General features: G+C 35.9%; 14 protein-coding genes. 2 read left to right on the top strand and 12 right to left on the bottom strand.

Translation table 11 applies throughout. From position 1 onward, the window contains the following. Positions 1-96 precede the first annotated feature (96 nt). From CRO21_RS06235 to CRO21_RS06220, 4 genes are all read right to left on the bottom strand, one after another. A complete protein-coding gene (locus CRO21_RS06235; RefSeq protein ID WP_171293994.1) occupies positions 97-561 on the bottom strand; it encodes a GIY-YIG nuclease family protein in 465 nt (154 codons plus the stop codon). Between the two features lie 389 nt (positions 562-950). Beyond that, entirely contained in the window at positions 951-1970 is a 1020-nt protein-coding gene (locus CRO21_RS06230) for a DUF4365 domain-containing protein (protein WP_097078455.1), read from the bottom strand. A 320-nt stretch (positions 1971-2290) separates the two neighbouring features. Then, on the bottom strand, positions 2291-3208 hold the full coding sequence (locus CRO21_RS06225; RefSeq protein WP_097078454.1) for a TonB family protein: 918 nt from the start codon (positions 3206-3208) through the stop codon (positions 2291-2293). After that, positions 3205-5259 (bottom strand): lysozyme, encoded by a 2055-nt coding sequence (locus CRO21_RS06220; protein WP_097078453.1) that lies wholly within the window; start codon positions 5257-5259, stop codon positions 3205-3207. The genes CRO21_RS06225 and CRO21_RS06220 overlap by 4 nt, the downstream gene beginning before the upstream one ends. 151 nt (positions 5260-5410) lie before the next feature. Here CRO21_RS06220 and xseA point away from each other — a divergent pair, with 151 nt between their 5' ends. Together xseA and xseB are read left to right on the top strand one after the other, a co-directional pair. After that, positions 5411-6676: an exodeoxyribonuclease VII large subunit gene (xseA, locus tag CRO21_RS06215; protein WP_097078452.1), complete on the top strand. Its 1266-nt coding sequence runs from the start codon at positions 5411-5413 to the stop codon at positions 6674-6676. Then, complete coding sequence (xseB, locus tag CRO21_RS06210; RefSeq protein WP_097078451.1) at positions 6666-6860, top strand: exodeoxyribonuclease VII small subunit; 195 nt, start codon at positions 6666-6668, stop codon at positions 6858-6860. Before xseA ends, xseB begins: the two co-directional genes overlap by 11 nt. 202 nt (positions 6861-7062) lie before the next feature. On the opposite strand, the gene CRO21_RS06205 is transcribed toward xseB, so the two are convergent. The 8 genes from CRO21_RS06205 to CRO21_RS17650 form a co-directional block, all read right to left on the bottom strand. Then, complete coding sequence (locus CRO21_RS06205; RefSeq protein WP_097078450.1) at positions 7063-7707, bottom strand: hypothetical protein; 645 nt, start codon at positions 7705-7707, stop codon at positions 7063-7065. Positions 7708-7905: 198 nt separating this feature from the next. Next, positions 7906-8772 (bottom strand): hypothetical protein, encoded by an 867-nt coding sequence (locus tag CRO21_RS06200; protein ID WP_097078449.1) that lies wholly within the window; start codon positions 8770-8772, stop codon positions 7906-7908. Then, complete coding sequence (locus tag CRO21_RS06195) at positions 8772-9452, bottom strand: helix-turn-helix domain-containing protein (protein ID WP_097078448.1); 681 nt, start codon at positions 9450-9452, stop codon at positions 8772-8774. Before CRO21_RS06195 ends, CRO21_RS06200 begins: the two co-directional genes overlap by 1 nt. Positions 9453-9454: 2 nt before the next feature. After that, positions 9455-10132, bottom strand: coding sequence for a RusA family crossover junction endodeoxyribonuclease (locus CRO21_RS06190; RefSeq protein ID WP_378234953.1), 678 nt, complete (start codon positions 10130-10132; stop codon positions 9455-9457). Then, complete coding sequence (locus CRO21_RS17525; protein WP_171293985.1) at positions 10119-10310, bottom strand: hypothetical protein; 192 nt, start codon at positions 10308-10310, stop codon at positions 10119-10121. Before CRO21_RS17525 ends, CRO21_RS06190 begins: the two co-directional genes overlap by 14 nt. Continuing rightward, entirely contained in the window at positions 10307-10708 is a 402-nt protein-coding gene (locus tag CRO21_RS06185) for a hypothetical protein (protein ID WP_097078446.1), read from the bottom strand. The genes CRO21_RS17525 and CRO21_RS06185 overlap by 4 nt, the downstream gene beginning before the upstream one ends. Next, positions 10705-11313: a restriction endonuclease gene (locus tag CRO21_RS17620; RefSeq protein ID WP_097078445.1), complete on the bottom strand. Its 609-nt coding sequence runs from the start codon at positions 11311-11313 to the stop codon at positions 10705-10707. The genes CRO21_RS06185 and CRO21_RS17620 overlap by 4 nt, the downstream gene beginning before the upstream one ends. Next, positions 11306-12349: a DUF1376 domain-containing protein gene (locus CRO21_RS17650; RefSeq protein WP_228150373.1), complete on the bottom strand. Its 1044-nt coding sequence runs from the start codon at positions 12347-12349 to the stop codon at positions 11306-11308. Before CRO21_RS17650 ends, CRO21_RS17620 begins: the two co-directional genes overlap by 8 nt. Position 12350: the final 1 nt, after the last annotated feature.

The following is a 12350-nucleotide window of genomic DNA, read 5'->3' as shown; positions in this document are numbered from 1 at the left end:
TTAACTTTATAGGCTTTGATTTGGATTGAATGTGTTGAGTTCCAAGTCTGATCATTTACAGAATATTCCACAACGAAATGTCAAACTGCTGAAAAGTTATTTAGCGTAGACCCATAGTTCAATGTTTATAAGAGGCTGTACATTTTCTCCTATGGATTCTACTAAATCATATTCTTCATAAAGACCACGTTTATTAAATAAATCATGTTTATTTTCTTCCATATAATGTGTAATAAGTCCACGCTCTGCCTGATTTAAAGCATGCACTAAATTTGATGAACGAGTTTTTAATAATGCAAAAACAAGGTGTTTTGAACCTTTTTTAGAATTTTTGATGTGTTTCATTAACTCTAAAGACTTAAATTGTTGTTTTAATCGGCTTCTTAAATTTTGTGCCTGACCAACATACAATGCTTGTTGAGTTTCACCATGCTGACGATAAAAAATATATATGCCTGCTGATTCTGGAATCTCATTTAACTCCAATTCATCATGGTAATTTACATCATCTGTAAAAGAACCTAATTGCAATGGCTCTTGCCAATCTAATTTTATTTTCACAACTATCTCACTATACGTTTTTAAATGAAAATTTGTAAAATATCTAAATATTTGAACTTTATATTATATAAATTTCAGTGAAATAACACGAAATATTAGATGTTTTTAACTGGACTCAAGAAATATCTTTCAACCATTTAAAAGCCTAAATTCCTTTTTCCAATAATAAAAAAGCCCGCATATGAGTACGGACTTTAAATTTGGTGTGGTTGGTGGATTTTCACCACCACTTAAACCTTTGATAATCAAATTAACTCATTGACACTTTAGAGTTTTATAGTATTATTTGCAAAGGCGGTACACGCACAATAGAGGAGCCAGACCTTTTCTGGTACCGGTGATTATATATCACGTCTGGGGCAGTCTGAGCGCGATTGTACCGCCGCAATTTACTTCCCACGTCCTGGCTCGTAAACTGTATAAAACCAGAGTCTGGTTTCAGGATCATTTTCACCTTCGCTTTCTTTGAATCTTGTTTCTCTTTTTAATACAACCATAACTTCGGTGGAATTTCTCATTCTTAAAACAACCTTTGCTGTTAATCCAATAAAATCTGTATAACAAACATAACCATCCTTTCTATTTTGATATCTTCTCATGGGCGTTAGCATACGCCATGTGGATACATCATTTATAATTCTAGCTGCAATAGGTAACAAATTAAAACTGGCTTCAATTCTTGCTATAGGGCGGCCTTTGCGAGTGATATGACTCCATCCGGTCCTGTTAATTATTACTTGACCAAAGTAAGGGTTAATTGCACCATTCAATTTCCATTTTTGGTAAAACTCAATAGCTTTGCTTTTTAAAGAGGAGTTTATATTCCCTTTAAGACTTGATGGCAAAATACTATTTAAGGTATCTGATTTTACCATATCAATCAAATGTTTATCACTATAATCCCCTTGTTTCCTTGCTATGCGTCTTAAAGGACCTTTGCATTCTGGTGATTTTGAAAATCTATTTTTTTTGGGGATACTGATAATGCTACTACTACCCTCAAAATATGATTCATTTGATTTTAGATCAGCCCAATATGAATATTCATTCTCATTTTCATCTTCAAAAAAAAATATTAGAACACATGGAATTGGAGATTTTTTCCATATTTCTTTCTTTTGAGCTAGTTTATTTATCTTAAGTTTTATCTCGTTTCTATTTTGGCTACTGATATAGCTATTTCCACTTTTCACTTGTACATGAATTAACCCACCTGTGAAAGCCCATGATTGCTTACTTTGATTCTCAGGATCTTTTGGATTCGAATGTTTCGATCGGATATATATAATGCCGTCAAATCCATCATCATTTTCTTGTGAAATAGGTTGAAATCCCCATCCCCATTTGAGTAGGACTTTCTCCACATAGTTCGTTCCAAGAGATCCGGTTCTATTGCTTTCAGAAGTCATTTAACACCCTATCAAAATTGCACCTGTGGATATCCCATAGGTTTAAATTTCTAGCTTTTTAACAGCGACTAAGCGGGAATGGTTTGCCTACCTGCTATTTTATTTGTAATTGAAAAAATAAAGCTAGAAATTTAAAATTACTATATTATAACAAAACTAAGAGTTTTCTGAGTGACTAAACCAAGATAACTTTCTCTTAATTAATAAATGAATCCTCAAATTTAACATATCCACTCTTAGCAATGAAATTTTGGCTTGAAACTGATTTTCCAGCTTCAATCAAACATCAGTTTTAAGCTAGGTTATTGCTTTGCCATCTCTTAACTTAAATTAAATGGTAATTCTATATAAAATGCTGCAGGCTCTCCATTTTCAGTGTATTTATTAAATTTTGCAGCCTCAACAGCTTTTACAATTTTTTTATCAACCTGATCATCGCCACTGGTTTCAAGAATTTTTGCACTTATTCGCCCCTTTACGTCAACATCAACACGAACTATCACATTACTGTTTGTTACGCCTAATAAATCTGGCTGAGAAAGCCTTATTTTTGGGTAAGTTCTCCAGCTGACTTTACCATCCAAATTTAATTTTTTTTCACTTTCAATATTAGTTTCATGCTTTTGCTCAGGCATCAGTAGTTGATTAATATCTGAACATACCAACTGATTATTATCATTAGATTTAGTGTTACCTATCCCATCCCCATAATATGTACGTATTTCATTTTTATAAAAAACTAAGGTTCCTCTATACACATCTTCAAAATTTCCAAATTGACTCAACCTAAGTCTATTCATATCTTGCCATTTAGAAGACTGATGATCGGTAGCTTTTACTTCTTGGGCTACTCCTTCTCCTTTATTACCTGATAAGAATATTAATATATCCCCGCGCCACACCACGCCATTCAACTTATCAGCTTTATTGATTGTAGGAAATGTTCGAAATAAAATTGTTGGCTTATAATCAACAACATAATAAACCTTATCTATACCACGAATATATGATTTACCATTACACTCTACAAAATCCTTTTTAAAGTTCCGAATAGCATAATTTATTACAGTTCTTTCAACATTGTTTAAAGATTCTTTTTTGATTGTAATGATTCTATATGGATTATCTAAATTTGATAAAATATTATTATAAAATCTCTGGTCAATATCATTTGAGCTCCCAACCGCAAATGAATTTAAGCAACCCAATATCAAACCTAAAAGTATTTTTTTATTCATCTTTCCCCAATTCCCCCTGTAATTGCGTGTGCTAAAGCACGATCGCCTAAATTTTGGGTAATACTACCATCTGACTGATTTACCACCAATACTTTTTGTGGATCGGTAGAATTTAATCTAGTTTTGGCTGTTTCAATCTTAGGTGTATTTGCTTTAGCTGTATGGTTATTCAAATTTACTGGGTTAGCAGTCGCAAGCATAGTATCTGCCTTTGCAACAAATGGAGTATTTGTTTTATTTGTCGATGCCAATAAACCATGCTGAACTTGAGATGTAGAAACAGAACTATCTTTAGCATTATGAATCAATAAAGACTCGTGGTTACGTCTTTTTCTATTAATGCCTTTATTATGTGCACCTAGAGATTGAACAGAGTTAGAAATTCTTTTTAAGTCCCCAGTTTGAACAGCTTTAGTAACACTTTTTGGCAAACTTCCGTAATTGTAGGCAACCGAAGTCAAAGCTGCTTTCGCATCATCTGGTAGCTTATCCCAATTTTCACCACCAACTTTACGCCTTGCTTGGGCTGCAAAAATTTTTGAACGTCTTAACAAGTCTCTCTCAGCATCTTCCCTAGAAACCTTTGTATTAGAAGTAACTTTACGAACATTTCCATTCTTATCTGTTACAGTATCACTGCCATAACCAGTTCGATATGCATTCACATCCCAATATGCTTTTTCACGAAAACCTTCATGTTGTCTCAATAAAGCCATGGTCTTTTCTTGGGCATTTCCTCCCTCTAGAGCCTTATAGTCATTAAATCCAATGGTATCCAGTCCTTTATTGCCTATATTTTTAACAGTTTGCCAGGCACCATTAAACATACCTCCAATTGCACCAGCACCAGATTTTAGTCCGCCCCAAGCCTTATCAAACCACCCAGAAATTGTATCTACAAATCCATCCCAGATAGATACGATTTTTTGACCTAAATCTGATTTGATCAAAGAATCAGTCCAATTCTTGAAATAAGGTGCAACTGTTGTTCCCAGCTTGTCACCAATCCAAGCACCAACACCAGCACCTACAATTGTACCGGCTGGACCAAGAACCGATCCTAAAACACCTCCAACAACACCGCCCCCAATAGAGCCTATTGCACCTCCTTTCTGTTCAGTAGATTTATCCCCCCAATCCATCAAACTTATGGCACTGAGCAATCCACCAACAATTGGTAATCCTTTACCAAACTTTAATATCTTGGATAATACTTTTCCTCCTTTACCCAACAATCCGCCAAGTAAACCACCACCCGATCCCAATAGTTTGGATAATAAGCCACCCTGATTATTGCCCGTGCGATCTGCGATACGCTGCAAAATCTTAAGTTGTTTCTTATTATGATCAGTTTGCTCTTTCGGCAATGGTTCAGAACGTTTACGCATCTTCGCCAAACCGGTCAAAGGCTTAAATACTATTCCAGCCATTCGTTTAACTGGCGACAAAACGGTACCTAGTTCATTTATTGCATCAACCGTTGGATCAAAACCTTGTGCATCTGTACCTAATCCAGATACTGCCTGTCCAAATTTCCCAACTATATCGCCAAACTTTGAAATTGTTGTTGAGGTGCCAGGGACAAATCGCCCTTTATCATCACGATTGCGTTTGTCTACAGTTTCATCACTCTCAGGAACATCACCAGCAACAAAACGACCGTTACTGTCCCTTTTTCTATCAGACTGTTGAGTATTGTCTCTTGTTGATTCCACAGGTTTAGTTTGATTAGTATTATTTCGGACTGGATCAATTTGATCAGATTTAGATGAGTCCATATTAGAAATGGCTTTGATCTGTTGTTTAGACTGATTTTCTAATATTTGTGTTGCATCTTTTATAATATCTTCAATGTTCTTAGCCGAGTTAGCTTCATACATCGCACGCTGCAACCGGCTAATCTTAAATCGCTGTGTTTGTTCTACTGTGTCATGCCTAAGCAGCTTTAAGATTTCCAGAATATTCTTATCAATAGTTTCAACTTTTTGCTGAACCGCACCAATCAGAAAGCCTTGGTTATCATATTGTAAACCACTATCACCTATAGCCATAAAAGGCACTACCCTACGTTTAAATTAGGTATAGGTTAAGCCATGGATTTAATGAAAAATGTTGCCAGTTCCATCCCATTATTTCAAAATCCTTGTAACTGATTTTCAGGTCTTATACTATTGATAAATTATTTATATGCCATCAACACACATGCCAGATCAACAACTCTCATTAACTGAATACCTTAGCGCGATTAAGGAAGTCATTCAGATTTCATTTGATGAAGCTGTATGGGTTAAAGCCGAGATCCGGAATCTAAGTGTAAAAGGTGGACATTATTATCTGGAATTAGCAGAAAAAGAAGAAGATACAGATAAGGTTATTGCAAGTTGTAGGGCAACGATCTGGAAACATACAAGTAAGATTGTTTTAAGATTTCAACGTGAAAGCGGTATTGAATTATCCAAAGATTTGAACGTTCTCATTAAAGTCAAAGCACGATTTGACCCACAATATGGATTTTCACTTAATATTGAGGACATCGATTCCAGTTTTACACTCGGCGATATTGCAAAACGATACCAGCAAATTGTCGCTCGATTGACGGAAGAAGGTTTAATTAATAAAAATAAGCTTCTCCCTGTCCCATTTGATATTCAAAATGTCTTGGTCATTGCTCCACAAAATGCCGCCGGCTTGGGTGATTTCAAAAAAGATGCTGATGCTTTAGATAAAGCCGGTGTGTGTCATTTCGTATATCATTCCGCCACATTTCAAGGCAATACAGCTGCTGTCAGCATTATTGAGTCCTTAAGCTCGGGCTTGCGCCAATGGGTAAAAGATTATGATGGTACACCACCAGACCTGATTGTGATTATTCGCGGAGGCGGTGCAGTCAATGATTTGGCGTATCTGAATGACTATGACCTTGCCGCTTTATTGTGCAAACGAACTGTGCCAATCTGGGTCGGCATTGGTCATGAGAAAGACCGGACAATATTAGATGAAATTGCACATCGCTCTTTCGACACGCCCAGCAAGGTAATTGCCGGTATACGCAATCAAATCGCTGATCGTGCTCAGGAAGTCATTACTTTCATACAGTCCATAAAGTTACTTTCCCAGCATCATATTGCCAATTACCAGAATAAGAATGAGCAATTGATCGGTACAATCAAAACCGTGGTCCAAAATCAAATTTCAATGGCAACCAAAAACCTGGAGTTGATGAAAGGTACGACACATTATTTTGCCCAGCAACAGATCAAAATCGCTAATAGCAACGTAGAATCCTTAATGCGTGAAACACTACTACAGAATCCTAGAAATGTACTGGCAAAAGGCTATGGAATCGTACGCAGTAACGGCAAAGCTATCAGATCAATTCACCAAATTTCTGGCACTGATATTTCAATTGAAATGCAAGATGGTCAGATCCAAGCAACAGTTAACAAGGTAATCGACAATGACCAATAAAGAACTTACTTTTAAAGAAGGCTACGAAATTTTAAAGAAAAATGCTGCCCTACTTGAATCTCAGGAAGAACCAGACATTGATAACCTGATGAAAATCGTTGAAGAATCCATGCAAGCATATAAAGCCTGCAAATCAAGGGTTGATGCTGTTCAACAGGCTTTGTATGAGACGTTTAAGGAATAGAAACGACAATTAATATTATAACTTAACTCTTATTTTAAATTAAAATCAAACTGAATCTGTACTTAATAAATTCTGATTTAATAAAATAAATTAGACCTCTTGCGAAAGTGTTATTTCAATCGATTTTCAACTTTCACAATCTCTCATAGAACATAGAATCTTACTGGTCAAGATTTGATTTACGCAAGAGGTCTATTAAAATCTAAAATACTTGTTTAACAGAGTCTATATCTTTTATATCAATAAATTTAAATCTATTTTCTTTATCAGATTTATTTATAAGAATTACATTGTCAGAATATTTATCCAGTAAGAACCATTGATGTGAGTCTGTAATCTCAACTATTGGCAAACTTTTAGTTGATAGTTTATGTGCATGTGCAACACCCAATTTGTATGGAACAATAAGTATTAAAATTAAGCCAATTATTTTACCGAATTTTTTGCTGAGAAATAGTATTCCTATTCCATTTAAGCTTAATGCAATATACAAATAAGTATTAAATATTGTACTAATTGATTTTTCTTGAAAAAAATATAATAAAGAAAGTCCACCAAATGAGGAAATCAACATAAGATTTGCATTTAAAAACTCAACCATAAAACTTCTATCGGTTGTAAATATAACTTTTTCTAAATAAAATATTGCTATAGCATAATATATGTACACCTCGAGATCGGAAATCATAAATTCAATAGGCGAAAAAAAAGATAAAATCCAACTTGAATTAATCTCATTAGAAGTATAAATACCAATTTTATTCATTAAACCAATAATAAGTATTATAGGTGTAATTATTGATATTAAGTCTACCATGCTTGCTTGTTTTATTTTCTCGACTATCACAGTAAATACTCCATAAATTTAAATTAATTATTACATATTGATGTGTATCAACTTATCAAAGGAACTATCAACCTAACTTAATAATTATAGAACTTGTCTTAGAATCTTAATTCTATGATCAGAAATCTTTAGAAATCAAATTTATCAAAGTTGATAACTATTTTTGATAATGTACTTAACATATGGTTATTACTTAATCTACTGTCCATTTTCCTCGATTTCCTTGCCCATTTCAATGTATTCAAGCTGCCTTTTGAATGCTTCTTTCTTCTTCTCTTTCATTTGTCGTTTGGCTTCTTCCAACTTGGCAGTAGATTGATTCATAACAGCCGTGCGCTTGGCTTCCTGCTCGCTCTGATCTTTTAGGTCCTCAACTTCAAGCCCCCAGAACATGGCCTCGGTTCTAGCAACATTGGCAATGGTAATACTCTGTTTAAGGTTTTGCTCGATCATCTGTGAAGTAACGGACATTTTAAATTTAATCGCATTGATCTCTGCTTCACCAGCGGTCATCACATCCATAGACTGCAATTCATCTCTGACACCCCCAAGACTATCTAAAGTATCTGTAATGAAATGGCTTAATTTTGCCAAATTATTACGGGTTTTACGAACGACCTTTGCCGCTGTGAGTTTTCTTTCTTTGATATCGTGGATTAATTTTTCCCGGCCAGCAGATTCTTTATCAAATACGATAATGTCATTATCTTTTGTTTTTGATTTTTTTGACTTTTGATTGTCATTTTTAATGTCATTTTGACATTCACTGTCATTTTTTGAAGTGTCAGATTTGACAGGGTCATTGTCATGAGAGTTTTTATGACCACCCTGTTTTTCAATTTCATCATTAAGGGATTGAGCATCTTTGCCAACCAAAGATGAGATATTTTTCTTCCAGCCCTCTGAAATCGCACGGCGACGAATTACAGAAGATGCAGGGACTTCACGACCAAGTTTTTCACTTACCTGATCAGCAAGAGCCTGCCATGTGATTTTAGGTGATGACTCCCATACCAAGTGAAGCATGTTCCAAACTTCATCAGAATAACTTTTTTTTGAGGCCATTAATTAATTTCCTCAAACACGTCTAATTGCTGCACATACTCATGAGTTACTTTAGATTTTGAAGTGGTTTTTTTCATTGCTGCATCACAGCCGGCTTCAAGAGATTCCGTTACGATTTCATCACTACGCTCAACCAGATTATCCAGTAACTTGAGATTGGCTGAAACTTGTTGAGCGAGTTTAATGTCACACTCTTTTACCAGTGCTGCAAAATTATCAAAATCTTCCTTTCTAAATTTCCCAGTCCGGACCTGTGTTACTACATTTCTTGCTTGTTCAACCAATTCAAGAAAACACGAATTAGGTAATTTCGACATATGGGCCGCACCAATCTCAGAAAATGCCTCTACAATGCGTTGAATACTTTCAGATAGCATACGATGTGTACCGTTGTATAAGATACCAACTCGACTAGCATTGATATCAATTTCAGGCTCTACGGTAAAACCAAGAATCCAGTCACAGGAAACGCCGTACAATAAGCAAAGCTCTACCAATAACTCAGCATCAGGTAAAACCTTTCCATTTTCAATTTCACTAATCCGATTTTTTTGTGTTGGGTTCCGAGTATTAAAGATTTCTTTCATTACTTCAGATTGAGTATATTTTGCAAGTTTTCTCGCCTCAGATAATTTTAAACCGATTAATCTACGTCGTTCATCACTGGATTTAAAAGCCATTTTTATCGCCCCGCTAACCAACTGAAATCAACAGAACGGTTTAACCAGTCCTGTGATTGTTCTTGCATAAATACACATGAAACCCATACACAGCCGTTTTCTATGGGTTTGGCCAATTGAATTTGTTCATGAATAAAAATATTGTCATCTTTAAAGACCAAATCCTTTAATGAATCTATGATCAACTTTGGATAGTTGTCGATGTCATAACGTGGATACGTCTTTGCAGAGTAATTCTTTGTCTTAACTGGTGGTTGGGCTATTAAACGTACCTCGCATAATTCATTGATTTTCTTAAATTCAATATGATCAAGTAGCGGCTTATAAATATTATGGACATTACGCTTATAATTACGGGCAGATAAACTCAAACTGTTTCGTTGTACACCTCGTTCATCGATAGTGGCCCGCCAGATTTCATTTACGCTTAAACCATAAGGTAATTTGAGAATGATAAAACTATCACCTAAAATTAAATGTGCATCGTTGTTAGAGACATAGTGCGTATCACCGTCTATCACTTGACTTGTGCATTCAAAAGGTACAATCCGTTTAATATTCAATGCATTTTTTTGGCGAGCATTCCGTTTGGTTTTGGGTACAGCAAAAGGATCTTCCAAAGATTTGCCTTTTGATTTAAAAAAGTTGGTCCAATTGTGCCGTGTTCTACTCAACTTCAACCTCTCGATATTGGTGATGCCAAACCCGTTTATCTTCTTGCTCACCAAAGCCGCAAATGAGACAAGCAATGTCAAATCCATGTGGGCAATGAGTTTTATGAGTTTTGTTCATCATTGCCTGAATGCTACGCTGTTGCCGCCGTTGCTGGTTCGCACGTTGTTTGAGTTTTCGTTTCATTCTTCCTCACTCAGCATGATTTTTTTAATAAATTCTGCCGTCTCATTTGCATCTACTCCCAAAAATTCATCTGCACATGAGTTAGTAACAAGTTGAGAATCAGTTGAAATCTTGCAATCAATTTCCTCATAGGCTTTTTCAAAAAGTTTTTGCCTTGTCTGCCATGATGCCAACCAAATCAACCAATCGTTATTGTGAGGGCTTGAAGGGATATATCTGTAACCAAAAAAGTTTTCTGCTTCATCAAGTTTTTGCTTTAGTTCCTCATATGGCACATTACATTTTTTTGCTTCATATCGTTCAAATGCTTCCTGACATAGGCTATTCATTTTGATACTCAAATTATTTTGAGTATCAATTTTCTCTATTTCTGATAGACAAGCTTCCAGACTATTCATACTTTACCCACCTTGGCGTATGCCTGTTCCATCATTGAATGCACATCAACTTTTTGTTCTGGTGAATGATGCTTTTCAGGATTATTTTCGATAGTTTTCTGATCTTTCTTTTTAGCTTTTTCCCAAAATTGCTGTGATTCACCTGCCAATTTTGCACGTTGAAGATAGTCATGATAAATATCACGAAATGCAAAATGAGCGGCTTTCTGGCCTTCGTTTTCCAAAATCAACCGAACTTCATCAAGTGAATCTTTGGCAATTGTGGTAATTGGTTTTGACCTGTCATTCATAAAAATCATAGCTCTAGCCCAAGCATGGTCTGCCGTCCACCATTCACCGCCTGAAACACACCATGAGCGAAACTCTGGTAATTTCGGACACCACTTTTCATTGTTCATGCGAAGCAAACCACGTGCAATGTCTTGCTGTGTCAAGCCATTCAGTACGCTACAAGCTAGATTCTGTAACTCAGCCGGTGACATGTTCCCGTAGTGTTTTTCAAAGCCATCGCCATACAAAGCTTGCATACGCCCCAAGACACCATCGGCAATTTCAACCGGAAAATCAACTTGAAATAAATTTCCAAAAATTTGTAAATTACTCATGATCCACCTCACTTACATCACGCATTTGATTTTGATCAGGTGCTGAGGTTACAACGCCTGTGCCGTATTTATGCTTTGGTTTTTCAGGTTGTCGAGAGTTTTTGAAATGTGATGGTTTTTCAGTAGATTTATCAAATTCATGAGCATTGTTTTTCACAATGGTTAACCATGAATTAATCCATTTCTGCGGTGTTTGACCGATTGATTTTGTAAGCGACCATTTTCGTAATTCTGTAAATAATTCAAGATATTGATTCATATTCAACGTATGTGATTTATACGATGCTTTGGCTTGATCAATAAAATTCTGCTGCAATGCAGGATATTTTTGCTCAAGCTCCATCAGTGAGTACAAACCGTGATCTTGCATCTGGTAAACAGCATATCCAGCAATCACGTCTTGCTGCGGTGTGAAATTTTCCTCGCCCGCATTACTACCACTACTACTATTATCTATTCTATTCTGTGTCTTATCTGTTGCGATCCCGACCTGATTGGGGTTGCTATCGCCCCCCGATACGGGTTGCGATTGGGATTCGATAATTTTGGCAATTTTCTTTGTTAGTGCTTTGGATTGGGGGGCGATATTTTTTAGTCTGTAAACTGCATCGCATAGCTGATTTTGCAAATCAGAAGTATTGATCTCTATTTGCCAGCGTTTAGCATTACCTTGTGCGCCAGATATTGCACTGGCAAGCTTTTCAATCCATGCTTCCAATGCTTTCTCTGCAACAACCGGATGGTATAAACGACCATCTCCACCATCAACCCAGCCACGCAATGCATGTTCCTTAACCTTTTTCCACTTCGTCCCCATTCCAGATAAATGAGCAAGCATCTTGTCATTATTAGGAATACTAGCAGCAGGAATCTGATGCCAGCTTTTAAGCCACAAAGTCATTGATGCAACTTTTTCTGAATCATCACCAAGAATCCATGTTTCAGAATTTAATAACCTATCTATATCTAATGGCATAAATGGGAAATTAGAAACATCACACTCCTTAGGTGTAAGTGGACCTATTAAATTACTCATA

Source organism: Acinetobacter puyangensis, assembly GCF_900096995.1.
GTDB classification, from domain to species: Bacteria; Pseudomonadota; Gammaproteobacteria; order Pseudomonadales; family Moraxellaceae; genus Acinetobacter; species Acinetobacter puyangensis.
Note: the sequence above shows the minus strand (reverse complement) of the source record. Positions and strands in the feature narration are given on the sequence as shown.